Annotated in this window: 24 protein-coding genes and 1 pseudogene; 13 read left to right on the forward strand and 12 right to left on the reverse strand. The window is 68.4% G+C overall.

From position 1 onward, the window contains the following. Nucleotides 1-369: 369 nt before the first annotated feature. Complete coding sequence (locus AC1DBE_RS14150) at nt 370-1,578, forward strand: cobalamin-independent methionine synthase II family protein (protein WP_476879252.1); 1,209 nt, start codon at nt 370-372, stop codon at nt 1,576-1,578. A gap of 227 nt (nt 1,579-1,805) precedes the next feature. Beyond that, nucleotides 1,806-2,438 (forward strand): uracil-DNA glycosylase family protein, encoded by a 633-nt coding sequence (locus AC1DBE_RS14155; RefSeq protein ID WP_476879248.1) that lies wholly within the window; start codon nt 1,806-1,808, stop codon nt 2,436-2,438. Between the two features lie 120 nt (nt 2,439-2,558). Here the strand turns inward: AC1DBE_RS14155 and AC1DBE_RS14160 are convergent, their stop codons facing one another. The 4 genes from AC1DBE_RS14160 to AC1DBE_RS14175 all read right to left on the reverse strand — a co-directional run bounded on the left by AC1DBE_RS14160 (nt 2,559) and on the right by AC1DBE_RS14175 (nt 6,928). Further along, complete coding sequence (locus tag AC1DBE_RS14160; RefSeq protein ID WP_476879247.1) at nt 2,559-2,984, reverse strand: DUF3151 domain-containing protein; 426 nt, start codon at nt 2,982-2,984, stop codon at nt 2,559-2,561. A gap of 2 nt (nt 2,985-2,986) precedes the next feature. Next, nucleotides 2,987-4,006, reverse strand: coding sequence for a class II fructose-bisphosphate aldolase (fbaA, locus tag AC1DBE_RS14165; RefSeq protein WP_476879246.1), 1,020 nt, complete (start codon nt 4,004-4,006; stop codon nt 2,987-2,989). Between the two features lie 174 nt (nt 4,007-4,180). Next, nucleotides 4,181-6,157, reverse strand: coding sequence for a S53 family peptidase (locus AC1DBE_RS14170; RefSeq protein ID WP_476970921.1), 1,977 nt, complete (start codon nt 6,155-6,157; stop codon nt 4,181-4,183). Nucleotides 6,158-6,241: 84 nt separating this feature from the next. Continuing rightward, nucleotides 6,242-6,928 (reverse strand): TrmH family RNA methyltransferase, encoded by a 687-nt coding sequence (locus AC1DBE_RS14175; protein WP_476879244.1) that lies wholly within the window; start codon nt 6,926-6,928, stop codon nt 6,242-6,244. 52 nt (nt 6,929-6,980) lie between these two features. Between AC1DBE_RS14175 and AC1DBE_RS14180 the strand changes: the two genes are divergently transcribed. After that, nucleotides 6,981-7,847: an HAD-IIA family hydrolase gene (locus tag AC1DBE_RS14180; protein WP_476970922.1), complete on the forward strand. Its 867-nt coding sequence runs from the start codon at nt 6,981-6,983 to the stop codon at nt 7,845-7,847. A gap of 52 nt (nt 7,848-7,899) precedes the next feature. On the opposite strand, the gene AC1DBE_RS14185 is transcribed toward AC1DBE_RS14180, so the two are convergent. The 5 genes from AC1DBE_RS14185 to AC1DBE_RS14205 all read right to left on the reverse strand — a co-directional run bounded on the left by AC1DBE_RS14185 (nt 7,900) and on the right by AC1DBE_RS14205 (nt 12,657). Continuing rightward, nucleotides 7,900-8,940, reverse strand: coding sequence for a thioesterase domain-containing protein (locus AC1DBE_RS14185; protein WP_476879242.1), 1,041 nt, complete (start codon nt 8,938-8,940; stop codon nt 7,900-7,902). A 126-nt stretch (nt 8,941-9,066) separates the two neighbouring features. Next, nucleotides 9,067-9,636: a hypothetical protein gene (locus AC1DBE_RS14190; RefSeq protein WP_476970923.1), complete on the reverse strand. Its 570-nt coding sequence runs from the start codon at nt 9,634-9,636 to the stop codon at nt 9,067-9,069. Between the two features lie 82 nt (nt 9,637-9,718). Further along, a complete protein-coding gene (locus AC1DBE_RS14195; protein ID WP_476879866.1) occupies nt 9,719-10,492 on the reverse strand; it encodes a GAF and ANTAR domain-containing protein in 774 nt (257 codons plus the stop codon). 105 nt (nt 10,493-10,597) lie between these two features. Next, nucleotides 10,598-11,179, reverse strand: coding sequence for an orotate phosphoribosyltransferase (gene pyrE, locus AC1DBE_RS14200; protein ID WP_476970924.1), 582 nt, complete (start codon nt 11,177-11,179; stop codon nt 10,598-10,600). Between the two features lie 68 nt (nt 11,180-11,247). Beyond that, entirely contained in the window at nt 11,248-12,657 is a 1,410-nt protein-coding gene (locus AC1DBE_RS14205; RefSeq protein ID WP_476970925.1) for an FAD-dependent oxidoreductase, read from the reverse strand. A 92-nt stretch (nt 12,658-12,749) separates the two neighbouring features. On the opposite strand from AC1DBE_RS14205, the gene nadE reads away from it, so the two are divergent. After that, a complete protein-coding gene (gene nadE / locus AC1DBE_RS14210) occupies nt 12,750-13,574 on the forward strand; it encodes an ammonia-dependent NAD(+) synthetase (protein WP_476970926.1) in 825 nt (274 codons plus the stop codon). A gap of 60 nt (nt 13,575-13,634) precedes the next feature. Here nadE and AC1DBE_RS14215 read toward each other — a convergent pair whose 3' ends face one another. Further along, on the reverse strand, nt 13,635-14,612 hold the full coding sequence (locus AC1DBE_RS14215) for a plastocyanin/azurin family copper-binding protein (RefSeq protein ID WP_476970927.1): 978 nt from the start codon (nt 14,610-14,612) through the stop codon (nt 13,635-13,637). Nucleotides 14,613-14,939: 327 nt separating this feature from the next. After that, entirely contained in the window at nt 14,940-15,713 is a 774-nt protein-coding gene (locus AC1DBE_RS14220; RefSeq protein ID WP_476970928.1) for an IclR family transcriptional regulator, read from the reverse strand. 228 nt (nt 15,714-15,941) lie between these two features. On the opposite strand from AC1DBE_RS14220, the gene AC1DBE_RS14225 reads away from it, so the two are divergent. The 6 genes from AC1DBE_RS14225 to AC1DBE_RS14250 all read left to right on the forward strand — a co-directional run bounded on the left by AC1DBE_RS14225 (nt 15,942) and on the right by AC1DBE_RS14250 (nt 22,848). Continuing rightward, a complete protein-coding gene (locus AC1DBE_RS14225) occupies nt 15,942-16,658 on the forward strand; it encodes a CoA transferase subunit A (RefSeq protein WP_476970929.1) in 717 nt (238 codons plus the stop codon). 43 nt (nt 16,659-16,701) lie between these two features. Next, nucleotides 16,702-17,391 carry a CoA transferase subunit B gene (locus AC1DBE_RS14230; protein ID WP_476970930.1) on the forward strand — a complete coding sequence of 230 codons (690 nt, stop codon included), beginning with the start codon at nt 16,702-16,704 and terminating at the stop codon, nt 17,389-17,391. Further along, nucleotides 17,388-18,584, forward strand: coding sequence for an acetyl-CoA acetyltransferase (locus AC1DBE_RS14235; protein WP_476970931.1), 1,197 nt, complete (start codon nt 17,388-17,390; stop codon nt 18,582-18,584). Before AC1DBE_RS14230 ends, AC1DBE_RS14235 begins: the two co-directional genes overlap by 4 nt. 80 nt (nt 18,585-18,664) lie before the next feature. After that, a complete protein-coding gene (locus tag AC1DBE_RS14240) occupies nt 18,665-19,720 on the forward strand; it encodes a zinc-dependent alcohol dehydrogenase family protein (RefSeq protein ID WP_476970932.1) in 1,056 nt (351 codons plus the stop codon). 86 nt (nt 19,721-19,806) lie between these two features. Next, nucleotides 19,807-20,121, forward strand: a complete 315-nt coding sequence (locus tag AC1DBE_RS14245) for a hypothetical protein (protein ID WP_476970933.1) — start codon at nt 19,807-19,809, stop codon at nt 20,119-20,121. A gap of 9 nt (nt 20,122-20,130) precedes the next feature. Next, the gene (locus AC1DBE_RS14250; protein WP_476970934.1) at nt 20,131-22,848 is read left to right on the forward strand and encodes a PEP/pyruvate-binding domain-containing protein; all 2,718 of its coding nucleotides are present in this window, start codon (nt 20,131-20,133) and stop codon (nt 22,846-22,848) included. Nucleotides 22,849-22,893: 45 nt separating this feature from the next. On the opposite strand, the pseudogene AC1DBE_RS14255 reads toward AC1DBE_RS14250, so the two are convergent. After that, nucleotides 22,894-23,775, reverse strand: a pseudogene (locus AC1DBE_RS14255) (aldo/keto reductase). A gap of 104 nt (nt 23,776-23,879) precedes the next feature. Between AC1DBE_RS14255 and AC1DBE_RS14260 the strand changes: the two are divergent. From AC1DBE_RS14260 to AC1DBE_RS14270, 3 genes are all read left to right on the forward strand, one after another. Further along, a complete protein-coding gene (locus AC1DBE_RS14260; RefSeq protein ID WP_476970935.1) occupies nt 23,880-24,761 on the forward strand; it encodes a helix-turn-helix transcriptional regulator in 882 nt (293 codons plus the stop codon). 29 nt (nt 24,762-24,790) lie between these two features. Next, the gene (locus AC1DBE_RS14265) at nt 24,791-25,738 is read left to right on the forward strand and encodes an alpha/beta fold hydrolase (protein WP_476970936.1); all 948 of its coding nucleotides are present in this window, start codon (nt 24,791-24,793) and stop codon (nt 25,736-25,738) included. A 164-nt stretch (nt 25,739-25,902) separates the two neighbouring features. Next, the coding region (locus AC1DBE_RS14270; protein WP_476970938.1) for a cold-shock protein at nt 25,903-26,078 on the forward strand (176 nt) is incomplete at its 3' end.

Consider the following 26,078-nt stretch of genomic DNA (forward strand, 5'->3'; position numbering starts at 1 on the left):
CTGTACATCAACGCCAGAGTCCGGGGCTCTTACCACCCAAGTTTAGCCGAAAACGGCGGCCGGCACCGTTTTGTCTCCCTGCGTGGACGCGGCGTCCGGCCGGCAGGGCACCGGCGGGGAAAGCCGGGCGGCACCTTCGCCCGCGGCGGTACCGACACATTGTGGGCACGACTTGCGGCGGGGCGCGGCGTGGATTTGAGTGGGAGGGACCATCCCGAGCGGCCGAGGGACCTGGACCGTTGACGCCGCAGCAACCCTGCCGGCCGCACGCCCGTGCGGCGCCCGAGAGGCGCCGCCGTGACGCCCGCCCGGCCACGGTGCTACCGCCAGGACCGATGGAAAGGATTCCCTGCCGTGTCCCAGAACGCACTGACCCCGAATACCGACCACATCCGGGTTACCCATGCCGGCTCGCTGCCGCGCACTCCGGAGCTGATCGCCGCCAATGAGGCGAAGGAGGCCGACGGTGTCACCCCCGAGTTCCTGGACCTGCTGGAGACCTCCGTGGTGGATGTTGTGCAGCGCCAGAAGGACCTGGGGATCGATATCCCGAACGACGGCGAGTACGGGCACACCATGTCCAGCACCGTGGACTACGGCGCGTGGTGGAACTACTCGTTCTCTCGGCTCGGCGGCCTGGAACCGACTGAGGTGGACCGCTGGGCCGATGCCAAGGTGCACCGGTCCTCGCCGGGACACATCGTCCTGACTTCCTTCCCGGACCGCCGCGACCGGCAGGCGTTCAACGACGCCTACAACGATCCGTCGTCGGGCATCCTGGCCCACCGCAAGAGCGTCACGCAGCCCAAGATCGCGGGGCCGCTGACCTACACCGGGCAGGCCCTCGTGGCCTCGGACATCACCAACCTCAAGACCGGGCTGGCCGCGGCCGGCCTCACCGACGGGTTCGTCGCCTCCCTCTCCCCCGGTTCCTGCGCCCGGGTCGCCAACGAGTACTACACCAGCGACGAGGAGCTCCTGCACGCCTGCGCGGATGCGATGCGGGAGGAATACAAGGCCATCATCGATGCCGGGCTGACGGTCCAGCTGGACGATCCGTCCCTGGCCGAGAGCTGGGACCAGATCAATCCGGAGCCGAGCCTCGAGGACTACCTGAAGTTCATCCAGCTCCGGGTCGAGGCCACCAACTGGGCGCTGCGGGACCTTCCCCAGGACAAGATCCGGCTGCACGTCTGCTGGGGGTCCTGGCACGGGCCGCACACCACGGACATCCCGTTCGCGGACATCGTCGGATCGGTCCTCCAGGTCAACGCCGGCGCCTACTCTTTCGAGGCCGCCAATGCGCGGCACGAACACGAGTGGCGGGTCTGGGAGGACACCAGGCTCCCCGAGGGGAAGTCGATCATTCCCGGCGTCGTCTCGCACGCCACCAACGTCGTGGAGCACCCGGACCTGGTGGCAGACCGTATCATCCGCTTCGCCGATCTGGTGGGCCGCGAAAACGTCATTGCTTCCACGGATTGCGGACTCGGCGGCCGCGTGCATCCGCAGATCGCCTTCGCCAAGCTCGAGGCCCTGGGCGAGGGCGCACGGCGGGCCAGCCGGCGGCTCTGGTAGGTCGACCCTGCTAGCCCACCCGCCGGCGGCCGCCGGAGGTGCCCGGCGGCCGCCGGATTGGCGGGCGACACGCCGGGCATCACCCGGGGCTTGCTAGACTGGTGAGGACCGATCAGGAATCGGTCCACACCACATTTTCACACCACACCGGCCCCGCGCGCCCTCCCTTTGGCGTGCCCGCAGCCGGTGTGGCGGCTTTACCAATCCCGCAGGAGACCCAGCAATACATGACAGCCCTGGCCACTGAAAATTTCCGCGAACAGCTCCTCAGCCGGCGCTACGACGCTAATGTCGCGCCGGTCAACGAATTGTGCGACGCACTGCAGACCGCCAAAGCTGGCACCACCGTCCCCTACGTGGATCCCGCGCACGACATCGACGAGTGCCGCATCATCAGCCTGTACTCGAACATCGGCACCGCTGACCCGTCCGGCTTCATCACCCCCGGTGACGAGGAAGCGGGCACCCGCATGCTGGGTGTCCAGTGGAAGCTGGGCCTGCGCCCGGAGTACGTGATGCCCTGGAACGTGCACCCCTGGCACGTCGGCGGCGAACCCAACGGCAAGTTCACCCCGGACCAGATCTCGGCCGGCCTGAAGCCGCTGCTGAAGTTCCTGGCCCTGGTCCCGCGTGCGTCCGTGATCGTTGCGCACGGCACCGAGGCCAACCGTTTGGCCAACCTGCTGCTCAAGACCGAGGTGCCCATGATCTGGCGCCGCGGCCTAAAGACCTACAAGGTCCGTTCCCTCAGCGGCCGCGCGTTCGCCGGCACCCCGGCCCGCCAGGAACAGTACCTCGAGGACATGCGTGTGGCTTACGCCGACGCCATGGCCCGGACCGGCCTGGCCAAAGCCAGCTAGTCCCCACCCGCACCCTCGCCTCGCAAGCTCGGCCAGGGGACCCGGCGGGCGTGGGCCTACCCCACGAACGACGGCGGGCGCCCACCCTAAGGTGGACGCCCGCCGTCGTTCGTTAAACCGTCAGCCCTGCGCCTCGATGGCTGCTTTGGCGGTGGGATCGGAGTCCTTGAGGAACTTTTCGATCCGTTCGGGTTCCTCCGCCTCGCCGATGGCGGCCGAGGCCCGGCCCAGCGAGTACAGGGCGCGCAGGAACCCGCGGTTGGGTTCGTGCTCCCACGGGATGGGGCCGGCGCCGCGCCAGCCGTTGCGGCGCAGCGCGTCCAGACCACGGTGGTAGCCGACGCGGGCGTAGGCGTAGGAGTCGATGGTCCGGCCCTCTTTCCACGCCTCCTCGGCCAGCACGGCCCAGAGCAGCGACGACGTCGGGTGCTGCTCCACCAGGTCCAGGGCCTCGTGGCCCGCATCCAGGCCGGCGTTGACCTCGGTCTCGGCCGGCAGGAGCGTGGGCTCGGGGCCCATCAGGTTCTTGCGGAACTCGTCAGACACGGCTAGAACGTCTTGCCGGTGGAGCCGAGCTGCTGGGCAGCCTCGACCACGCGGGCGGCCAGGCCTGCCTCAGCGGACGCGCCCCAGACGCGGGGATCGTAGAGCTTCTTGCTGCCGACCTCGCCGTCAACCTTCAGGACGCCGTCGTAGTTGCGGAACATGTGGTCCACCACCGGACGGGTGTAGGCGTACTGGGTGTCGGTGTCGATGTTCATCTTGATGACGCCGTAGGACACCGCGTCCGCGATTTCCTTGTCCGAGGAGCCGGAGCCGCCGTGGAAGACGAGGTCGAACGGGTTGGCTTTGCCGATCTTGGCGCCCACCTGCTCCTGGATGTCCTTGAGGATCTCCGGGCGCAGCTTGACCCCGCCCGGCTTGTACACGCCGTGCACGTTGCCGAAGGTCAGGGCCGTGATGTAGCGGCCGTTCTCGCCCGAGCCGAGGGCGTCGATGGTCGCCAGGGCGTCCTCGACCGTGGTGTAGAGCTTGTCGTTGATGGCGTTCTCGACGCCGTCTTCCTCGCCGCCGACCGTGCCGATCTCGACCTCGAGGATCATCTTGGCGGCGGCGGTGCGCTGGAGGAGTTCACGGGCGATGCGGAGGTTCTCCTGCAGGGTTTCGGCGGAGCCGTCCCACATGTGCGAGTTGAAGAGCGGGTTACGTCCGGCCTTCACCTCGGCCTCGGAGGCGGCGAGCAGCGGCAGGACGAAGCCGTCCAGCTTGTCCTTGGGGCAGTGGTCAGTGTGCAGGGCGATGTTCACGCCGTAGTTCTTGGCAACCTCGCGGGCGAACGCGGCGAAGCCCAGGGAGCCGGCCACCATGTCCTTGGTGGTGGCGCCGGACCAGTAGGCCGCACCGCCGGTGGAGACCTGGACGATGCCGTCGGACTCGGCCTCGGCGAAGCCGCGCAGTGCGGCGTTCAGGGTCTGGGAGGAGGTGACGTTGACGGCGGGGAACGCGAAGCCACCCGTCTTTGCGCGGTCGATCATCTCGGAGTAGATCTCTGGGGTTGCAATGGGCATGCTGACTCCTCGTCGAAAGCAGTGGTAGCTACATGGCTATCTACATCCTAGCCACGAGTGCCCCGGAGCCGAATACGTGAAGCCGGGCCCGGGAAATGTTCCCGGGCCCGGCACCAGACGCTTCCTCACTGTGTGCTGGCGCCCCCCATCGGGGTTCGCCGCGGGGCCGTGCGGCTACCCTCCGGCGATGCTCATCGCGAAGCGGACATTCATGCTGCCCACGCCGGTCACGTCGTCATATCCCGGCGCGGTCTCCAGCGACGTGTCGTGGTCCGTGCCGATCAGGTAGCTGTTGCCACTGATCGGGCTGGAAAAGACCATGGCCCGCGGGGTTGACTGGGGAGCCACGTCCCGCACTCCGGAGCTGCCGGTCTTCGCCGCCGCGTAGATGGCCGGGTTGGCGAAGCCAACGGTCCTGCCGGTGGCGGCCTGCGCGATTGCCATCTGCGCCGCCGTCAGCGGGCAGGCCAGCGAGGTTCCGCCGTATCCCGTCGTTTCATAGGCGCCGGTCTTCAGGACGTGGTCGTTGGTGATGGGGCTGAGGCCCACCTGGTAGCCGGTATAGGGATCGGCCAGCGAGGCGACATCCGGTGAGACCCGGTAGCCGTTGGCCAGGCCGGCCGGGACCGTGTCCTGCTGGTAGCCGGGCTGGGCGAACTGCGCACTGGTTCCCCCGCCGGCGCCGAAGCGGAATACTCCCGGCAACCCGCCGGCGTAGCCGAGGGTGCCGTCGGCGTTCGGGACGATCCTGTTCCGCGTGGTTCCCCAGCCCGTTTCGAACAGGTAGCCGTTGTCCTTTTCGACCGCCAGGCTGGTCCCGCCGACCGCCGTGACGAACGGGGAGCTGGCCGGGAAGTCCGGTGAAGCGTAGCCCAGGCTCGCCTTCTCGTCGCCGTTGTCGCCGCTGGAGAAGTAGAGCCCGATTCCCTCCCCGGCTGCCTGGAGGTGGATGTTCTGCATGCCCAGCAGCGCGTTTTGCGAGACCGCCTCCCCGACGTAGCCGTAGCTGTTGCTGACGATGGTGCTGAGCTTCTGGTCCAGGATGGTGGACATCGCCACGTCGATTCCGGCGCCGCAGTTGTTGCCGCCGACGTAGAGGATGTTAGCGGCCGGGGCGAGTCCGTGGACGGCCTCGACGTCGAGGGTCTGTTCGCCCTGCCAGCCGCTGGGCTGTCCGCACAGGGCCTGGTCCATGAACATACGGGAGTCCGGCACGATTTGCCGGTACTGCCCGGCCTTGAAGGCCGGGAGCCCGTTCTTCTGCGAGTACGTGTTCGCGTCCGATTCGATGCTTGGCGAAGCGTAGGCGTCGATGATCGCCACCGTCTGGCCCGCGCCGGCGTCGGACGGGGACGTTACCCCGTAAGCGCCCTGCAGCTGGGCCGGCGTGTAGCCGCAGATGGCGGTGCCGAACCTCGTGGAGCCGTACGCTGCCGGAACCGTGACTTTGTTCTGCTCCCAGTAGTTCGAGCACGGCGCGTCAACCGGCGGCGCGCCGACCGGTTTGCCGGAGGCCTGGGCCTGGTCCGACGCCCCGGGCGTTGCCAGCGAGGGGCGGGTCAGCAGCCGGCCCTGGTCGATGGAGATCCCCAGGACCTTGGCCGAGAGCGCCGCGGGCAGGGAGGGCGCGGTGGACGGGCCGATCAGGCTCTGGCCCTGGAAGGTGTAGGTCTGCTCGGTGGTGCTGAAGGCCGCATTGATCTGGGCAACCGTGCCACGGAAAACCACGTAGAGACCACTCGCGGGGACCGAAGTGACCACCATGCCCTGGCCCTTCAGGTAGTCAACGAGCGCCGCGACGTCGGCTTTGGCCGGCCCGTATTTGGCGATCCAGTCCGGAGCCGAAAGGTACTGCTGGTACTGCGGGTTCCCCGGCGTGGACACGGCCGTCGCGAACGCCTTGGCCGCTCCGGCGTCGGGCAGGTTCAGGTAGATCTCGCCCTCGACCGTGGTGTTGCTCAGCGGGGTGCCGGTCTTGGTGCGGGAACCGGCCCAGGGCGGCACTGACCCCGGGGAGTTATTCGACGGCGGGGGCGTCGGCGGGGCGGCCACGGCCGCCGTGGCGGTCAGGCCGATGGCAAAGGCAAGGGATGTACCAAGCGCCAGGAACCGGGTGGCGCGCCGGGATTGCGAAGTAGAGACCGTCTTCATGAGATGTCTTCCCCTAGGCGGGCGCCCTTTGCGCCCACACACGCCAGAGCCTAAACGGCAAAACCCGTTCTGACTATAGGTGCCTCAGGAAACTATCTGGCCGAACACGTGCCGGCGGATCCAGGCGTGCATCGCGATGGCGGCAGCGGAGGCGGCGTTGATGGAGCGGGTGGATCCAAACTGCTCGATCGAGAGGGTCGCCACCGCGGCCTCGTGCACTTCCGGCGTCAGGCCCGGGCCCTCCTGGCCGAACACCAGGACGCAGTCCCGGGGAAGCTCGTAAGTTTCGAGCGGGACGGAGTCGGGGAAGATGTCGATCCCGATCACGGCCAGCCCCTCGTCCTGCGCCCAGGCGACGAAATCCTCCACGGTGGGGTGGTGACGGACGTGCTGGTAGCGGTCGGTGACCATGGCACCGCGGCGGTTCCACCGGCGTCGTCCGATGATGTGGACTTCCTTGGCCAGGAACGCGTTGGCGGTGCGGACCACGGTGCCGATGTTCATGTCGTGCTGCCAGTTTTCAATGGCGATGTGGAAGTTGTGCCGGCGGGAATCGAGCTCGGCAACGATCGCCTCGTGCTTCCAGTACCGGTATTTATCCACCACGTTGCGGCGGTCCCCGTCGGCGAGCAGGTCCGGGTCCCAGTGCTCGCCCTCCGGCCACTGCCCCTGCCAGGGTCCGACGCCGACCTCCGCTTTGGGCTCCTGATCGCCGTCCGGAGCGGCCTCGGTACCGGCGGGGGCTTCGCTGGGGGTCTCGGGTTCAGTCACCACTCAACATTAGACTGGGACCGGAAGCGGCACACTATCGGCGGAGGGCACCATGGCGGACCAGTACGAAGACCACGGGACAGACCAGCGTTCGGACGCCGACGACGTGCGGTCCACGTCTTCGGTGTACCGCAGCGGCCAGGAGATCGAGTGCTGGCTGACCGATATGGACGGCGTCCTGGTCCACGAGAACCAGCCGATCCCCGGCGCCTCCGAGCTCATCCAGCGCTGGGTGGACACCTCCAAGCGCTTCCTGGTCCTGACCAACAACTCGATCTTCACGCCCCGGGACCTCGCCGCACGGCTGAAGAGTTCCGGCCTGGAAATCCCGGAAGAGAACATCTGGACGTCAGCCCTGGCGACGGCCCAGTTCCTCAAGGATCAGGTGCGCGGCTCCGAATCCGGTAACCGCGCCTACACGATCGGCGAGGCAGGGCTTACGACGGCGCTGCATGAAGCCGGCTTTATCCTCACCGACCAGGACCCGGACTTCGTGGTGCTGGGCGAGACCCGGACCTATTCCTTCGAGGCCATCACCACCGCGATCCGGCTGATCCTGGGCGGCGCCCGCTTCATCGCCACAAACCCGGACGCCACCGGCCCGTCCAAGGACGGCCCCATGCCGGCGACCGGGGCGATCGCGGCGCTCATCACCAAGGCCACCGGGCGTGAACCCTACATTGTCGGCAAGCCCAACCCGATGATGTTCCGCTCGGCCATGAACCAGATCGACGCGCACTCCGAGACCACGGCCATGATCGGCGACCGGATGGACACGGACATCATTGCCGGTATGGAAGCCGGGCTGCACACCGTCCTGGTGCTCAGCGGCATCACGCACCGGGACGACATCGCGTCCTACCCGTTCCGGCCCAACCAGGTCCTTAACTCCGTCGCGGACCTGAAGAACCAGATCTAGAGCAGCCGGCGCCGGCGGGCCGCCAACCGGAGGCGGCCGGCGCCGCCTCCCGCTAGAACGCGGTCTTCTTGCCGCCGCCCGACGGCAACGGCAGGAACTCGTCCTCGAGTTTGTCGATGAGCGGCCGGTAGACAGCCGGGCTCCACTGCGGGCTGGCATGCGCCGGGATGGCCCCGTCCGTGCGCAGGGAATCGGAGACCATGTTGGCCTTGAACCGCAGCATCCACGTGTCGCGGGCCGTCTCGTAGCTGACCGTCTGGTCCTTGGGGTTGCCGATGAACGCCATCTTCGCGTCACCCAGTTTGCCGACGAAGCGGTTCAGGTCGAAGTGGTAGATATACGCGGATTCGGTCTGGATCAGCACGCTGGACGGAGCGATCGGTGAAAGCTGCTCCAGGGTCTGGTCAAGGATCTGGCCCCAGCTGCGTTCGTGTTTGTTCAGCACCCGCTCCCCGAGTTCGTAGCTGCCGCGCAGCACGGTGGGGAACCGGAAACCGCTCTCGTAGAGGAAGACCACGCCCTCGAACCAGCTCTGGTCCAGGACGTCGGACCTGCTGGCGGGGCTCGAGTCGAGCAGGATGAAGGACACCTGGACGCCGTGCAGTTCCAGCAACCGGGCCGCGACCTGCACCGCCACCATCCCGCCGAAGCTGTGGCCGTAGAAGTAGACGGTGTCGAGGTGGCGGGCGCGGATGTGTTCGATGACCGCGATCACGATCTGGTCGATGTCGAGGCCCACGTTGGAGTAGCCGACGGCGGCCAGTTGCCCCCGTTTGTTCAGCGAGCCGCGCAGAGAGTTCAGGATCCACTGGGCTTCTTCCCAGCTGGTCTTGTAGCCCGGGAAGAGGAACCAGCTGGCGTGCGGATAGTACAGCTCGGCCTCGTCGTCCGGGACCATCAGGATCTTGTTGACTCGCCGTTCTGTCTGCACGCGGCGGGTGAACAGCATGTCAGCGGCCAGGACGGACGACGCCCCGGCGCCCAGGAGGAAGTTCCGCCGTGAAAAGCGCTCGAGGTCGGCGGCATGCCGGAGGACGCGGGCCTCGGCCTCGCCGAGTCCCCGCCCGTCGGTCTCTTCCGTCTCACCCGGCACACTCCTACCGTAGCCACTGTTCGGGCGCAGCAAAAACGGCGGGATCAGCCCACAAAACGGTTACTTCGCCGCACAGTACACCGGCCCCGGTGCGGCCGGAACCGATCAAGGGGCGGGGCTGCCGGCTTAGACCGGCTCGGGCTCACGGCCTGCTTCGCGCCGGTTCAGCTCCAAGCCGATGTCGTCATAACGGGCCAGCAGGGCGGCCTGTCCCCCGTTCCAGGGCTCGTCTAGCTTCCCGAAGACGCAGTCGCTCGCGGCGAGGAGTTCGTCACTGGTGTAGCGGGTCAGCGGGCCGGTACCGGAGCGGTCAATGGAGGCCAGCATGTCGCCGGAAAGATCCACCGGCTGGAAAACCCTGTTGAAGTCGTCGCCGAAGAGTTGCAGTTCGAGCGATACGCCGGTCCGGACCGGCACGATGGCCGTACCGACGTCGAGCCGGTCGGGGCCGGCATCAATGGCGTGGAGGTCGACGTCGTTCAGATCGATGCGCAGGCCCGCAAGGGCTGACGATTCCACGTACTCGGCGTGGGCGAGGTCAACGCGGATGTGGGAGGTAAAGCCCATGCGCCGGATGCGCTGGATCAGCAGCATCAGGGCCGGGCGGGATTTCTGGTTGAGGCTGCCGCGGACATCAATCCGGATGACGTCTGAGTCGACGTCGAGCTTGACTTGGGCGTTAAGAGACTGGTCCATAGGTACTCCAAATAAAGTGTCTATGGCCGACGGCTCAACCGTCCTCAGACTAACTGCAGGCCGGAGCGGGCACAAGTCCCGGCTAGCCGGCTGCTTGTTTCCCGGGTTCCTGGAAATGGGTCCGTGTGGCCACGCCGCCCACTGATTCCACCAGTGAGGTGGCGATGTCGCGAAGCTTGACGTTGCCGTGGCTCGATGCGTCGGTGAGGATACGGACAGCGGTCTCCTGGTCGCAGCGGTTCTGCGCCATAACAATGCCGATGGCCATGTCGATCACAGTCCGCGATTCGAGGGTGGCCCGCAAGTTGGTGGCACTGTCCGTGTGCAGGGAGAACCGGACGGCCATCCGCAGCGCCTGGGAGATCTGCCGGGTGTAGTCACGGGCGCGCTCGGCGACGTTGCCGTCGAATTTGCGCGGCACATCCGAGTACAGGTTCAGGGCGGCCTGGGCTTCGCCCTGCAGGTGGAAAGGCACCGAAAGGACCGAGCGGAGCCCGTGCGAGGCCACGGCGGTGGCGTAGTCCGGTCCCCAGCGGTCTTCCTCGAAAAGGTCAGGAACGTAAACTTCCCGTTCCTCCTGCGCGGCGGTCAGGCACGGGCCCTGCGCGAGCCGGTACTGGATTTCGTCTACCTCCCGGGCGGACTCGCTGCTCCAGCCGATGGTTGCCGCTTTGCGGTCGCGCAGCAACGTGATGCCGCAGAGCGCGTCATCGCCTTCGCCGGCCACCTGGTGCGCCGAGAACCGTGCGAGATCGTTGAGGAACTCCTCGAAGTCCGTGCTGTCGAGGATAAGGTTCTGGACCTGGTCCGCGGTGCTGACGGAGAGGGGGCCCGGGTATTCCTGGGGCGGAAGCATAGAGCAGTTCTCCAGCTGAGGGTACAGATGTACCGAGTGAGGTTTTGAAGAAATGATAAGTCACCGCGGAAATACCGTCCACATATGTACGCGGAAGGCGAACTGCTAGTTCAGGCCCAACTCATCCTTGCCGAACGCGAAGAGGTAGGGGACGCCGGCTTCGGTTTCGATTTTCTCCTTGGCACCGGTGTCGCGGTCCACAATCACTGCGACGGCGACGACGTTGCCGCCCGCCTTGCGGACGCCCTCGACGGCGGTCAGCGCGGAGCCGCCCGTGGTGGACGTGTCTTCCAGGACCAGGACGTTGCGCCCCTCGACCGAGGGACCCTCCACCTGGCGGCCCATGCCGTACGACTTCTGGGCCTTGCGGACCACGAAGGCGTCCACGGTGCGGCCGGCGTCGACGGCGGCGTGCATCACGGCGGTGCCCACGGGGTCCGCCCCCATGGTGAGTCCGCCGGCGCACTCGAAGTCGATGCCGGCTTCGGCCATCAGGGACAGCATGACCTGGCCCACCAGCTTGGAGGCCTCGTGGTGCAGGGTGATGCGCCGCAGGTCGATGTAGTAATCGGCCTCGGCGCCGCTGGAGAGGGTGACCTTGCCGCGGACGACGGCCAGCTCCTTGATCAGTTCCAGGAGGCGGGCGCGGGCGGCAGCGGCGTCGGCCGCGAAGTCACTGGTGGTCATGGGGAACAGTTTAGTAGGAGGCCGGGGGCGGATTCCCAGCCGGAACCCTCTATGTCGCCGGGCTCCGGTCAGGAGGCCGACCGGCTTCCCGTCCGCCCCCGGCGGAAGCGGCCGACGGCGGGGGCGTGCGTCGCCAGGGCCGGGCCCGGCGCGTCCGGGCCCGGGCGTTGGGTCGGGTACGGCCCCGGTTCCGTGGGCGCTTCCCGTACGCCCTGCAGACCCGGGGTACCCGTGGCGACCGGGCGTTGCGGTGCGCGCCGGGCGAACGCCGGCGCGTGTTCGGGCCGTGGCCCGAACGCGATGAACCGGGGAATGATGGTGCGGACCGCCGGCACGTGCCGGGCGACGAACAGCGCCGCCGCCGGGACCGTGGACCGTTTCCCGGTAATGATCGGGCCGAAGACGGCGCGGTGCAGCAGGCGCTGGACGCCCTGCACGACGACGGTGGGCAGCCGCCGCCTCTGCTCCACTTTCTTCAGCTCCCCGGCAGTCACCCTGCCGCGGAGGAGGGCCGGGGCCAGGATGTCCGCCGCCGCCACGGCATCCTGGATGGCGAGGTTGATGCCCACCCCGCCGGCCGGGGACATGGCGTGGGCGGCATCGCCGATGCAAAGCAGCCCGTTGATGTGCCACGATTGCAGCCGGTCGAGACGGACGTCCAGCCAGTGCAGGTCGTCAAGGGACGCAATGGTGTCTAGCCGGCCGGCGAGGTCCGGACGCAGCCTGGCGATCCGGCGTCGGAAGCCCTCGACACCCTCGGCGCGGATCCGGGCATCCGCGGCCTTCGGCGCGAGGTAGCCCAGCTGGTAGTAATCGTTGCGGGTCAGCGCCACCAGCGCCTCACCCGGCCCGAACGCCGGGACCAGGCCGGCCACCACGCCTTCTTCGGCGGGATAGCGCGGAAGCCGGAACCACCAGGTATCAAACGGCACCGGGAACTGTTTGGTGGCCAGGCCGGCGGCGTCACGCAGCACAGAATGCCGGCCGTCCGTGGCAACCACCAGGTCGGCCCGGAGTTCGTCCTGCGTGCCGTCGGGCCCGCGGAACCGGACGCCGCGGACCCGGCCACCGTCACGGATCAGGCCCGTGGCCGTGTGGCTCATGAGCAGGGTGAACCCGGGTTCCTCTGCGGCCGCCGCGGCAAGGAAGTTCAGGAAATCCCACTGCGGCATCATGGCCACATAGTTGTACGGCGCCCGCAGGGACCCGAAGTCGCCCATCGTTACCGGCCGCCCGCCGGCGACGGGGAACACCACACTGTTCAGCCGGCTCTGCGGCAGCCGCCGGAACTCCTCGCCCAGGCCAAGTTCGTCGATCAGCCTGATGGTTGACGGGTGCACTGTGTCGCCGCGGAAGTCGCGCAGGAAATCCGCGTGCTTCTCCAGGACGGTTACCTGCACGCCGGCCCGGGCCAGGAGCAGGCCCAGCATCATTCCGGCCGGGCCGCCGCCGGCCACCACGCATCCCGTCGTCTCCATGCCCATACGGTACGCCTGCCGCGGTGCCCGCGGGAGGGGTACGGGCCTGCAACAGTTGAGCGTTGTTGACACCGCTGGCTAGGCTGAGGTTCATGCGCGAACTCCAGGCGAAAATCATCGAGGAAATGGGCGTCCAGCCCCGGATCGACCCCGCCGGGGAGGTGCGCAAACGCGTGGCCTTCCTCAAGGAGTACCTCAAGGCGAGCCACACCAAGGGCTTTGTCCTGGGCATCTCCGGCGGCCTCGATTCCTCACTGGCTGGCCGGCTTGCCCAGCTGGCCGTCGAGGAGCTCGATGCCGAGGGCATGGAGGCCAACTTTGTGGCTGTGCGGCTTCCCTACGGCGTGCAGCATGACGAGGATGACGCCCAGGCGGCCCTGGACTTTATCCAGGCCAAAACGGAGTGGACGTTCAACATCTCGGCCGCCGTCGACGGCTTCGAGGACGAATTCGAAAAGACCGTGGGCAACGGGATTTCCGACTTCCACAAGGGCAACACCAAAGCGCGCACCCGCATGATCGCGCAGTACGCCCTGGCCGGGGAACACAACTACCTGGTGATCGGCACCGACCATGGCGCCGAATCCGTCACCGGCTTCTTCACCAAATACGGCGACGGCGGCGCGGATATCCTGCCGCTGTTCGGCCTGAACAAGCGCCAGAACCGGGCCCTCCTGGCCGAACTCGGCGCCCCTGCACGCATCTGGGAAAAAGTCCCGACGGCAGACCTCCTCGACGGCCAGCCCGGCCGGACCGACGAGGACGAACTTAGCCTGAGCTATGACACCATCGACGACTACCTCGAGGGCCGCGAGATCCCGGACGCCGCGGCGGAGCTGATCGAGCAGAAGTACCTGCGGACCCGGCACAAGCGCACCGTCCCGGTCACGATCTTCGACACGTGGTGGAAGCAGTAGGCAGTCCGCAGGCATCCCGCCCGGTCAGTGCCGGATGCCGTCACTGACCGGTTGCTGCCGTCAGTCACGGACCTCCACGGTGCCCACCATGCCCATAAAGTCGTGCAGGCCGCAGATGTAGTCGAACTCCCCGGCTTTGGTGAAGGTCACGGTGAACTTACTGTGCGGCGGCAGGATCCCGGAGTTCAGGTCACCGCCGCCGAACCTGGCGGGGTTGCCCCGCGGGACGGCCACGTTCGCGGGTTCCTTGCCGAACGTCACGGTATGCGGGGCGCCCATGCCGTTGTTCACGAACGTCACCTTCTCACCCACCCGGATTTCGATCCGGGGCTGGATGAAGCGCATCACCATGGACGTGCCATTGTCCGTCCCGGCGATCACAGTGTGCTTGCCCGCCTGGTCCCGCGCGGCGTCCCAGGCCTCGCGTCCGTCCCGCAGGATGGCCCGGGCCTGTTTGTCCGCCTGGTGGTCATATGCCGACTGGTCGAACGGATAGTCGGTACCGGCTGCCCGGACATGCACGGTCCCCTTCATGGCCATCCCGTGGACCAGGCAGTAATAGGTGAAATTGCCTTTGCGCGGGAAGCCGAGGCTGTATTCCGTGACCGCCTTGAAACCGCTGTCTGAGACGTTGGACATCACACCCGAGTTGTAATACGAGTGCCCGTCATAGGACTTCCCGCCGCGCTGATAGATATTCTGCGGCAGCGAGGGGTTGAACGGTTGGGTCGAGCGCAGGGACTGGCCCTTCGCAAGGAAGGTCACGGTGTGGATCTCTGCGGAGTTGGCCTCCCAGGTGACCGTGTCGCCGGCGTTGATGTAGATGTTTGAGGGCAGGAAAGCCATGCCCTGAATGGCCTGGTTTGAGGATTCGGACCCGACTTGGACCGTCCACGTCTCGGGGGAATCGTCGTCGCCGGCCACGGCGGCGCCGCTGACTGCCAGCGGCAGCACGAGGGCGGCCGTGAAAGCGATAAGGAGGCGCACCAGCCGCGGCATGCCGCGCAGTTCTGGGCGCAATTTTGCTGGGAGAGCCATGGGACTCATTCCTTGGTAGCTGGGAGCTTGCGGCCGGGGATCCGGCCCTTTGGGCGCTTCGGCGCGGCCTACTGCGGCGCCGGTTCGCTCCGGCGTGGACTGCGTCCGCCGCGCTCTTCTCCTGCTCCCGGTCCCCAGCACCACGGCGGGGAAGTAGTTTTTTGGGTCAGACACGCCACCCGGACAGGGGTAATGGGTGAGGTCTTTGTGTGCAGCTACGGCTGCATTTTCCATCGTGCTCCGCAGCCGCCCGTTTGTCGAGACGGCCGTAAACGACGACGTGTCGAGGCGCCGAGGCCCGGCGTTGACGCGGGTGGTTCGCGCCGCTCAGGAGCCCTGCAATTGCACCGAAATCCGGTGCGCCTCCTCCATCAGCAGCCGGCCCAGATGCGCGCGCCGGTCCGCACGGAACCGCGGTTCAATGCCGGTCAGGGACAGGGCCCATGCCGGACGTCCGCGCTGGTCAAACACGGCAGCACCCATCCCCCAGCTGCCCTCCAGCACCAGGCCCGGGTTCACCGAGTAACCCGCCTGCCGCGTTGATTCCAGGTTGGCCCGGACCAGTGCCGGGCTGTGGGCAGCGGCAAACCTCCCGGCGTGGGCGGCCCAGCCTGCCAGCAACTCCTCCTGCTCCTCCGGCGGCAGGAACGCCATGATGGCGGTCCCGGCGGAGGCCACGCCCAGCGGAAAGCGCACGCCCTCGTGCAGTACGAAGGAGCGCACCGGAAAACTGCCTTCTTCCCGGAGGAGGCACACGGTCTCGGCGCCGCGGCGGATGGAGAAGAACGCGCTCTCGCCCGTTTCCTCCGCCAGCCGGCGCAGGCTGGGGCGGGCAATGTCCTCGAGCGGGAACCGGGCCGAGGCCACCGAGCCCATCAGCAGGATTTCCGGGCCAAGGACCCAGTTGCCGCTGTGCTGGTCCTGGTCCAGCAGGCCCTCGGCGGCGAGCGAGGTCAGCAGCCGGTGGGCGGTGGGCCGGGTGAGCCCCGATTCGCGGACCAGCTCTACCAATGGAGCGCCCTCCGGTTTCCGGCCGACGATCCTCAACAGCGCCGCGGCCCGGCTTACCACCTGGGCGCCCTGCACGGGGGCGGAGTTCATTTTGGCCTTCCAGTTCGGCGACACCGGCTAATCATCCATATTGTGGACACTGCCCAGCGTAGCGTCCACACTGTAGAAATGCAGCAAAAATGCACCAATTGCCCGGGTTTCTCGGCGTTGACAGTGCTCCACGCCACACCATAGGCTCCTTCTTCAGACGAACAGTCCACAAAGTGGATTAGGGCAGCGCACCCCGCCGCCCACCCGGAGCTCAATGAGGAGATGGCTATGTCAAAGGTGAAATCCAGCCCGGCGGCCGCGCTGCAGGACGTGCTGCGGGACGGCATGACCCTGGCGGTCGGTGGATTCGGCCTCAGCGGGATCCCCGCTGACCTGATCGAGGCCGTCCGCGATTCGGGCGTCAAGGACCTCACCGTCGTCTCCAACAACATGGGCGTGGACGGAAAGGGCCTCGGCGTGCTCATAGAGGCCGGCCAGGTCCGGAAGGTGATCGCCTCCTACGTCGGGGAGAACAAGCTCTTCGCCGAGCAATACCTCGCCGGCAAGCTGGAGGTGGAGTTTACGCCGCAGGGTACCCTCGCCGAGCGGCTCCGTGCCGGCGGCGCCGGCATCCCGGCGTTCTACACCAAAACCGGCGTCGGCACCCTCGTCGCCGAAGGCAAACCGCTCGCAGAGTTCGACGGCGAGACGTACGTCCAGGAACGCGCCATCAAGGCGGACGTCGCCCTGGTCCACGCCCACACGGCCGACACCGACGGCAACCTCATTTACCGCTACACCGCACAGAACTTCAACCCGGTGGTGGCCACCGCCGGAACCGTCACCGTCACTGAAGCCGAGGTGATCGTCGAGCCCGGCCAGCTGGACCCGAACCACATCGTCACCCCCGGCGTGTTCATCCAGCGGCTGGTGCAGGCCAGCGGCCGGGTCAAAGACATCGAACAGCGCACCGTCCGGCCCCGCGCCGAGGCAGCGGCCGTCTAGCCCTGCCAGGCGCCACCAACCACCACTTTTCAGGAGAATCACCATGGCTTGGAACCGGAACGAAATGGCTGCCATCGCGGCCGAAGAACTCAACGACGGCGACTACGTCAACCTCGGCATCGGCATCCCCACGCTCGTAGCCAACAACCTGCGCGAAGGCGTGCGGGTGGTGCTGCAGAGCGAGAACGGCCTGCTCGGCATGGGCCCGTTCCCTTACGAGGGCGATGAGGATGCCGACCTGATCAACGCCGGCAAGCAGACCGTCACGGTCCTGCCCGGCGGCAGCATCTTCGACTCAGCCACCTCCTTCGGCATGATCCGCGGCGGCCACGTCAAGGTCGCCATCCTGGGCGCCATGCAGGTCTCCGGCGCCGGGGACCTCGCCAACTGGACCATCCCCGGCAAGATGGTCAAGGGCATGGGCGGCGCGATGGACCTCGTCGCCGGCACCCCGCGTGTTGTAGTCCTCACCGAACACAACGCCAAGGACGGCACCGCCAAGATCGTCAAGGAATGCACCCTGCCGCTGACCGGCCTGAGCTGCGTGGACCGCATCATCAGTGACCTGGCCGTCTTTGACCTCGATAAGGCCGACGGCAGCCGCCGGCTCGTGCTGACCCGGCTCGCCCCCGGCGTCACCGTGGAGGAGATCCGCGAAAAGACCGAGGCGGAGTTCGACGTCGATCCTTCCCTGGAAGACACCGCGGACGCGCTGGAAGGCGCCCGGGCATGAGCCTCAAGGACCAGTTCGGCAAGGACGTCCTGCTCACCGGCTGGGGCCACAGCCGGTTCGGCAAGCTCACCGAGGAGACCCTCGAGTCCCTGATTGTGCAGGTCTCCACCGAGGCGATCGCCAACGCGGGGATCGAACCCGGCCAAATCGACGAAATCTACCTGGGCCAGTTCAACTCCGGCATGATGCCGCTGGCGTTCCCGTCCTCGCTGGCGCTGCAGGTCTCCGAGCAGGTGGCGAATGTGCCTTCCACGCGGGTGGAGAACGCCTGCGCCTCCGGTTCGGCCGCGTTCCAACAGGGCACCAAGTCGCTGCTGGCCGGCACCGCGAAGACCGTCCTGGTGATCGGTGCGGAGAAGATGACGCAGGCCGGGGCCGACGTCGTGGGCGCGGCCTTGCTGGGCGCGGACTACGACATGGCCGGTAAGCCCTCCACCACGGGCTTCACCGGCCTGTTCGCGGAGGTCGCCAAGCACTACGAGAAGCGCTACGGCGCCGGGACGGGGAACCTGTCCGACGTGCTCGGCTCGATCGCCGCGAAGAACCACCGCAACGGCGTTGACAACCCCTATGCCCAGCTCCGCAAGGACCTCGGCGAGGAGTTCTGCCGGACGGTGTCGGACAAGAACCCGATGGTCGCGGATCCGCTGCGCCGCACCGACTGCTCCCCCGTCTCCGACGGCGCCGCCGCCGTCGTGCTCTCCGTCGCCCCCACCGGCGGGGCCACCGCCCCGGTCCGTTTGGCCGGCTTCGGCCAGGCCAACGACTTCTTCCCCGCCGACCGCCGGGACCCGACGGCGTTCGCCGCGACGCGCGCCTCCTGGGAGCGCGCACTGGGGATGGCCGGCGTCGGACTGGAGGACCTGGACTTCGCCGAGGTGCACGACTGCTTCACCATTGCCGAACTGCTGATGTACGAGGCCATGGGCCTGACCGAACCGGGCCATGGTGCCCGCGCCATCGAGGAAGGCTGGGTCTTCAAGGACGGGAAGCTCCCCGTCAACGTTTCCGGCGGACTGAAGGCCAAGGGCCACCCGGTGGGCGCCACCGGCGTATCGCAGCACGTCATCGCCGCAATGCAGCTGACAGGCACGGCCGGGGACATGCAGCTGGCCGCACCGCGCCGCGCCGCCGTGCAGAACATGGGCGGCGTGGGCATCGCCAACTACGTCAGCGTGCTCGAGGCCGTGTAGGACACCACCCGGGGACACGGCGGGGCGGGCACGGATAGACTCGATTCCACCCCATTCACCACCACAAGGCGAGGAAACCCATGCGCGCCACCATCATCCACGGTCCCGGCGATATCCGGGTCGAAGACCGCGAATACCCCACCGTCCAGCAGCCCACCGACGCCGTCGTCAAGGTCACCGCCGCCTGCGTCTGCGGCTCCGACCTCTGGCCCTACCGCGGCGTGAAGCCCACCCACAAGCCGTCCGCGATCGGCCACGAGTTCATCGGCCTCGTGGAGAGCATCGGCGATGACGTCACCGGCCTGGCCGTGGGCGACCTCGTCATCGCCCCGTTTGTGGTCAGCTGCGGCAAGTGCCCGCAGTGCCTCGACGGTGTCACCGTCGCCTGCGACCACCTCGCCGGCTGGGGCGGCACCGACGACGCCGGCCTGGCGATCGACGGCGGCCAGGGCCAGGCGGTCCGGGTACCGCTGGCCGACGCCACCCTCGTCAAGGTGCCGGGCATCACCGAGCCCGACGACGCGCTGCGCGCCAGCCTGCTGACCCTCTCCGATGTGATGGCCACCGGCCACCACGCCGCCCTCGCCGCGAAGGCCGGCCCCGGCCGGACCGTTGTGGTGGTCGGCGACGGCGCCGTGGGCCTGTGCGGGGTCCTCGCCGCCAAGCGTCTGGGCGCCGAGCGGATCATCGCGATGTCCCGGCACGCCGACCGGCAGGCCATCGCCAAGGAATTCGGCGCCACCGACATCGTGGCCGAGCGCGGCGACGAGGGCGTGGCCAAGGTCCGCGAACTGCTCGGCGGGGTCCTGGCGGACTCGGTCCTCGAATGCGTGGGCACCAAGGAATCGATGGAGCAGGCGCTGCACAGCGTCCGCCCGGGCGGTGCCATGGGCTTTGTGGGTGTGCCCACCGGCGGCGCCGAGATCCCGGTGCGCTACCTCTTCGACACCAACATTTCAATCGGCGGCGGCATGGCCCCGGCCCGCACCTACATCCCGGAACTGCTCGCCGATGTCCTGAACGGCAGCATCAACCCGGGCCGGGTCTTCGACGTCGTAATGCCGCTGGAGGAGGCCCCGGAGGCCTACCGGGCGATGGACGAACGGCGGGCCATCAAGGTCCTGCTGGCCCCGTAGCCGGGAGCGGGGCGGCACTCTTGCACTGCCGCGGCCGCGGGTCTAGCGTGAAGCGCATCAGCACCCGCAGCCGTCAAGGAGCCGTTATGGCCAGGTTTGTGCAGATTATCGAGTTCACGTCGTCCCGCATCGAGGAGATCGAGGCGCTCGGCCGGCCTTCCCGGACCGGCGGCGACATTGCCCCGTCCTTCCGCCGGATCCTGAACACCGCGGACCGCGACCGGCCGGGCACCTACCTCACCATCGTCGAATTCGATTCCTACGAATCCGCGATGGAGAATTCCGGCCGGCCGGAGACCTCCGAGTTCGCGGCGCAGATGGCCGCCCTATGCGACTCCCCGCCGGTGTTCCGGAACCTGGATGTCCAATGGGAGGACACCGGCGACGCTGCGGCCCCATAGGCGCGTTGTATGTGTCCCGAACCTGGTGGCGTCGGGCCGGCGGGCGCGGGCCCGGAAGAGGGCGGGGTGGTCCTGGATCTCCGCCGCGCGGCGACCGCTTCCCTGGAGCTGGTGGGCGGCAAGGCCCGGAACCTTGGGGTACTTTCCGCCGCCGGTTTTCCGGTGCCCGACGGCTTCTGCCTGACCACCGATGCCTACGCCCTGGCGGCGCCGCCGGAGCTTGCCTCCCTCGCCGCCCGGCTCGATGACGCGGCCGGCGGCGAGGGGCCCGGCGGCCCCTTCGGACCCGGCGGACCCGCCGTCCGCGACGGGCTGGCGGCCCGTGCCCGGGAGCTGATTATGGCCTCCGACGTGCCGCCCGGGATCAGCGCCGCGGTGCTGACGGCCTACACGGCCCTCGGCGCCTGGGCGCCAGTGGCTGTCCGGTCCTCGGCCACTGCGGAGGACCTGCCTTTCGCCAGCTTCGCCGGCCAGCAGGACTCCTTTCTGAACGTCCGGGGGCCCGACGCAGTAATCGATGCCGTCCGGCGCTGCTGGGCCTCCTTGTGGAGCGACCGTGCGGTGGCCTACCGGTCCGCCAACGGGATCAGCCACCGCGGGGTGCGTCTCGCCGTCGTCGTGCAGGTGATGGTCGACGCCGCCACGGCGGGCGTGATGTTCACGGCGAATCCGCTGACCGGAACCCGTACCGAAACGGTCATCAACGCCAGCACCGGGACCGGCGAAGGCGTAGTCTCCGGCGCGGTCAACCCGGACCAGTTCACGCTGGCCACCGCGACCGCGCAGGTCCTGCGGCGGGTGGCCGGCACCCCGGGTCCGCAGCAGGCATGGAGCCTGGCCGGGCCCGCCCTCACCGCGCTGACGAGGCTTGGCGATGCTGTCCAACAACTCTTCGGCGCGCCTCAGGATATCGAGTGGGCGTTCGACGCCGCCGGCAACGCGTGGCTGACGCAATCCCGGCCGATCACCACCCTCTATCCCCTGCAAGACCCGCTCTCCGGCGACCCGGCGGCGCTGAACCCCGACCCCGCGGCCGGGCCGCGGATCTACCTCTGCGGAACCCTCCTGCAGGGACTCACCCGGCCGATTACCCCGATCGGACTCGCGGCGCTTGGACTGATGCGGGGAACCGAGGGGCCATGGCGGTACGTGAACCCGGGCCTGCGGATGTATGTGGACCTGACAGCCGTGCTGCAGAACAAGTGGGGCCGCCGGTACCTGGCCCGGATCCTCCCGCTGGCGGACGGCCGCTCCGCGGCGGTCCTTCCCGCGGTGCTTGCCGATCCGCGCTTCGCGGCCACCAAACCCCGCCGGCCGCGGCCACGCCGGCGGGCCAGGCCGGCAGGCGGCACCCGGGCCCGCGGATCGTCGCCCGGCGCGGGGATGATCCTCGGCCTAATTCCCGCGCTGGTCGGTGCCGCGCTCCGGCCCGGAGCCGAACTGCGCCGGGTCCAGGCTTACGGCAAGGACCTCGATGCGCAGCTGGTGCTGGCCGAACCCGCAACCGCCCTGCAACGGCTGGACTTCGCCGAGCAGATCACCGGCCGGACCATCGACGGGCTGATCCGCGCCACACTTCCCGGCCCCTCGGTCGGCTACATCATGCTGGCGGTCGCCCGCCGGCTGCTGCGCGGCATCGCCGAACCCCGCGAACTGGAAGCCGTCCTGCGCGGTCTCCCGCACAACGTGACCACCGAGATGGACCTGGAGCTCTGGCAGCTGGCGGTGGAGCTCGGCGCCGACGCGCCGTCGCGGGAGGCGTTCCTGGTCCGGCAGCCCGTAGCCCTGGCCGAGGCCTTCCGCGCCGGTTCACTGCCCGCCGCAGCTCAGGCCGGGGTGCGGAACTTCCTGTCCCGCTATGGCCACCGGGCCGTGGCGGAGATCGACCTCGGTATGCCCCGCTGGTCCGACCAGCCCGACCACATCCTCGGGATGATCTCCAACTACCTGCGCGTCGAGGACCCGGAGCAGGCACCGGACCGGCAGTTCCGCCGGGCCGCCGGGCATGCGGACGACCGGATCCGGGACCTGGTTGCCCGGGCGGCGGCCCACGGAAGGTGGCGCGCACGGGTCCTGGCGCTGTCCCTGCGGCGGGTCCGGGAACTGTCGGGGCTGCGCGAGCTGCCCAAGTTCTACATCGTGAAGGTCCTCGGCGAGATGCACCGGCAGCTCCTGCTGCTCGGCGATTCGCTGGTGCGCGCCGGCGTCGTGGCCGCCGCCGACGACGTGTTCTTCCTCGACTTCGACGAACTGCGCGTGAGCCTGCGCGGCGCCCGTATGCAGGACGTCGTCACCAGGCGCCGCCAGCTGTACGACGTCGAACTGCGCCGTCGCCGGATCCCCCGGGTGCTGCTTTCCGACGGGACGGACGTGGAGGCCGCCACGATGGCCGCGGCCCCCGCGCCTGGCGCCCTGTCCGGGACGCCGGCTTCGGCCGGCACGGCCACCGGGACGGTGCGGGTGATCCTTGACCCTGTGGGCGCCCGGCTGGAGCCCGGCGAGATCCTCGTGGCGCCCTCAACGGACCCGGGCTGGACTCCGCTGTTCCTGACAGCCGGGGCCCTGGTCATGGAGATGGGCGGCGTCATTTCGCACGGCGCCGTCGTCGCCCGGGAATACGGGATTCCCGCCGTGGTGGGCGTGCCGGACGCCACGACCCGGCTGCACACCGGCCAGCGCGTCACCGTGGACGGCGCGGCCGGGACGGTCCTGGAGCTCCCGGACTGAGCTCCGGCCGAAGGCAGCACGAGCCACGGTTTTCCTGCCGCCCGGTCAGGCCTCCGGGATGACCATCGCGAACCGCTCGGCACGGGCCACGTCCGGGTCCGGTCCGTTCCGCACCCCGGTGTCGAGCGCGTCGATCTCCGCGAGCTCCGCGGCACTTAGCTCAAAGTCGAAGACGTCGAAGTTCTCGGCGATGCGTGCCGGGTTCGTGGACTTGGGGATGGCCGACCGGCCGTGCTGCAGGTGCCCGCGCAGCATGACCTGGGCCGGGCTTTTGCTGTGCCTGTCGGCGATGGTGGCGATCGCCGGGTCTTCCATAACGTTCCTGCGGTCCTCACCCCAGCCGGGGTAGAAGGTGATCCCGCCGATGGGCGACCACGCCTGGGTCAGGATGCCATTGGCGGCGTCCGCAGCCTGGACATCGGGCTGGGTGAAGTAGGGATGCAGTTCAACCTGGTTGACGGCGGGTACAACGTCGGTCGCGGCCAGGAGCTCTTCGAGGTGGTGCGGCATGAAGTTGCTGACCTCGATCGCGCGTACCCGGCCGTCGGCGAGGAGGGTCTACAGTGCCTTGTAGGCGGCGATCGTCCGCTCGAACCTGTCCGGGGCGGGCTGGTGCAGGATCAGCAGGTCAAGGTAGTCCACGCCGAGTTTGCCGGCGGCTTTCTGCCAGGCGTGCAGCGCCTGGTCGTAGCCGTAGTCACTGACCCAGACCTTGGTTTCAATAAACACCTCCGAACGCTTGAGGCCGGACCGGCGGATGCCCGCACCGACTTCGCGTTCGTTCCCGTAGGCCGCGGCGGTGTCGATGTGCCGGTAGCCGGCCGCGAGCGCGGCCTCGACGGCCGCGGTGGTTTCCTCCGGCGGGCTCTGGAAGACGCCCAGGCCGAGGGCAGGCATGGTGACGCCGTTGTTGAGGGTAAGTTCCATAGTCATGCCTTCCACGGTATTCGGGTGCAGGAGTTTGCGGGAGGGAACGTCAGTACCCCTCTTGCCCCTGCCCCGGCGGCGCCCCGCGGCGTAGCGTTGGGGCCATGACACACAGCGACGACGTGCGGAAGTTCCTGACCTCCCGCCGGGCCCGGATCACGCCGGAAGAAGCCGGCCTGCCCCTCTACGGGGGGAACCGGCGTGTCACCGGCCTGCGCCGGGAGGAAGTCGCGATGCTCGCCGGCGTGAGCGTTGACTACTACATCCGGCTGGAGCGCGGAAACCTCTCCGGCGCCTCGGACAGTGTCCTGGAAGCCCTCACCCGCGCGCTCCATCTCGACGACGCCGAAACGGCGCACCTATTCGACCTCGCACGGGCGGCCGCCGCCCCGCCCAGGGCGCGGCGCAAGCGCAGCCCGCAGACTGTGCGTCCCAGCGTGCAGCGCGTCCTCGACGCGATCACGGCCGCTCCGGCGTGGGTCCGCAACGACCGGGGCGACGTCCTGGCCGCCAACGAACTCGGCAGCGCGCTGTACCAGGACCTGATGGCCGAGACGGTCATCCCGCCGAACAGCGGCCGCTTCACCTTCCTGAACCCGAAGGCGCGGGAGTTCTTTACCGACTGGGAGCGCGCCGCGGACGACATCGTCGCCATCCTGCGCTCCACGGCAGGCAAGAACCCCTACGACAAGGACCTCACCGACCTGATCGGGGAGCTCTCCACCCGCAGCGAGGAATTCCGCGTCCGCTGGGCCCGGCACGACGTCAAGCACCACCGCACCGGCCGGAAGCGGCTCCACCACCCGGTGGTCGGGGACCTTGACCTCAGCTTCGAGGCGCTCGAGCTTCCCGGCGACCCGGGGCTGCGCATCAACGTCTACACGGCAGAGCCCGGGACGCCCTCCGAAGACGCCCTGAAAGTCCTCGCGAGCTGGGTTGCCACCCAGCGGAACACTGCGCCGGTCCCCCTCCGCGGGATCCAATGACCGCCAGCGCCGGGGGCTATCTTTAGTCCATGGTGTCTACTGGCCGGAGCGTTCCGGGCGCACCTGATCCCGATCCCGGGGTCTTCGGCTCAGGGCTGGTTGATGAGGCCGCCCGGCTTGACGCTGCGCTGCCCGACGGCGATTGGTCCGTTCCGCCGCCGGGCGCCGTCCGCGGCGAATTCCTGGCTCCCAGCGGCGCGCTGGCGACGCTGTCCATGGGCGACCCGGGCAATCCGCCGGTCCTGCTGGTTCCGGGGGCCACGGGCTCCAAGGAAGACTTTGCTTTGATGCTCCCGGAGCTCGCCGCCGCCGGCTACTTTGTGCTCAGCTGCGATATCGCCGGCCAGTACGAGTCGGCCGCCGCCGGCCCCGAGCACCTGCACCCGCCCCGGGCAAACTATGACTACCCGCTGTTCACCGACGACCTGATCGCCCTGCTTGACGCCGGGCACGGCGCCGCGCACGTCGTCGGATATTCCTTCTCCGCAATCGTCGCGCAAGTGGCCTTCACGCAGCGGCCCGAGCTGTTCCGCAGCCTGACCCTGCTCAGTTGCCCGCCGGAAGCGGGAAACAGTTTCCGCGGGATCCAGCGGATCGGCCGCCTCAGCGGCCGGGCGGGGGCCAGGGTGGGCGCGGCGCTGATGATCTGGGGCATCCGCAGCAACGTGGTCCGGGTGGCACCGAACCGGATCCGCTTTGTCCGGTCCCGCTTCCGGCTCACCCGCCGGGCGGCCGTGCGGGACATTTTCCGGCTCATGCAGCACGTCCCGGACCTCAGGCCGGACCTGGCGGCAGCAACACTGCCGAAGCTGGTCGCCGTCGGCGAGCACGATCTCTGGCCGCTGGCGCTGCACCGCCGCTTCGCCCAGGCCATCGGGGCGAAGATTGCCGTTTACCGGGGCGGCCACAGCCCCAGCGAGACCTCGCCGCACCAGATGAGCCGCGACCTGATTGCCCTCTTCGCCGACGCCGGTTAGCCCGGCCCGGCCCGTTTGCGGCGCGGTTCCGGGCTGAAGTCCCGCACTCAGCCTCTTGCACCTCGGCCCCGCGCCCCGTACGTTGGGGACAGCGGACGAATGTCTCCGCAGCCGTTGGCCTCCGTGGCCGCCGGAGATCAGCAGCGTTTCAGAAGGATAAAGGCATGGCTACAGGCACAGTTAAATGGTTCAACGCCGAAAAGGGTTTTGGCTTCATTGCCCCGGATGACGGGTCGGCCGACGTTTTCGCCCACTACTCGGCAATCGCTTCCAGCGGCTACCGCTCGCTGGACGAGAACCAGAAGGTCGAGTTCGACGTCACCCAGGGCCCGAAGGGCCC

Source organism: Arthrobacter sp. 10T416 (assembly GCF_056394165.1).

Coding starts and splice junctions, on each gene's coding strand:
- AC1DBE_RS14155 (WP_476879248.1), top strand. CDS start 1,806: ATGACAGCCCTGGCCACTGAAAATTTCCGCGAACAGCTCCTCAGCCGG.
- fbaA (WP_476879246.1), bottom strand. CDS start 4,006: ATGCCCATTGCAACCCCAGAGATCTACTCCGAGATGATCGACCGCGCA.
- AC1DBE_RS14170 (WP_476970921.1), bottom strand. CDS start 6,157: ATGAAGACGGTCTCTACTTCGCAATCCCGGCGCGCCACCCGGTTCCTG.
- AC1DBE_RS14180 (WP_476970922.1), top strand. CDS start 6,981: ATGGCGGACCAGTACGAAGACCACGGGACAGACCAGCGTTCGGACGCC.
- AC1DBE_RS14190 (WP_476970923.1), bottom strand. CDS start 9,636: ATGGACCAGTCTCTTAACGCCCAAGTCAAGCTCGACGTCGACTCAGAC.
- AC1DBE_RS14195 (WP_476879866.1), bottom strand. CDS start 10,492: ATGCTTCCGCCCCAGGAATACCCGGGCCCCCTCTCCGTCAGCACCGCG.
- pyrE (WP_476970924.1), bottom strand. CDS start 11,179: ATGACCACCAGTGACTTCGCGGCCGACGCCGCTGCCGCCCGCGCCCGC.
- AC1DBE_RS14205 (WP_476970925.1), bottom strand. CDS start 12,657: ATGGAGACGACGGGATGCGTGGTGGCCGGCGGCGGCCCGGCCGGAATG.
- nadE (WP_476970926.1), top strand. CDS start 12,750: ATGCGCGAACTCCAGGCGAAAATCATCGAGGAAATGGGCGTCCAGCCC.
- AC1DBE_RS14215 (WP_476970927.1), bottom strand. CDS start 14,612: ATGGCTCTCCCAGCAAAATTGCGCCCAGAACTGCGCGGCATGCCGCGG.
- AC1DBE_RS14220 (WP_476970928.1), bottom strand. CDS start 15,713: ATGAACTCCGCCCCCGTGCAGGGCGCCCAGGTGGTAAGCCGGGCCGCG.
- AC1DBE_RS14225 (WP_476970929.1), top strand. CDS start 15,942: ATGTCAAAGGTGAAATCCAGCCCGGCGGCCGCGCTGCAGGACGTGCTG.
- AC1DBE_RS14230 (WP_476970930.1), top strand. CDS start 16,702: ATGGCTTGGAACCGGAACGAAATGGCTGCCATCGCGGCCGAAGAACTC.
- AC1DBE_RS14235 (WP_476970931.1), top strand. CDS start 17,388: ATGAGCCTCAAGGACCAGTTCGGCAAGGACGTCCTGCTCACCGGCTGG.
- AC1DBE_RS14240 (WP_476970932.1), top strand. CDS start 18,665: ATGCGCGCCACCATCATCCACGGTCCCGGCGATATCCGGGTCGAAGAC.
- AC1DBE_RS14245 (WP_476970933.1), top strand. CDS start 19,807: ATGGCCAGGTTTGTGCAGATTATCGAGTTCACGTCGTCCCGCATCGAG.
- AC1DBE_RS14250 (WP_476970934.1), top strand. CDS start 20,131: ATGTGTCCCGAACCTGGTGGCGTCGGGCCGGCGGGCGCGGGCCCGGAA.
- AC1DBE_RS14260 (WP_476970935.1), top strand. CDS start 23,880: ATGACACACAGCGACGACGTGCGGAAGTTCCTGACCTCCCGCCGGGCC.
- AC1DBE_RS14265 (WP_476970936.1), top strand. CDS start 24,791: ATGGTGTCTACTGGCCGGAGCGTTCCGGGCGCACCTGATCCCGATCCC.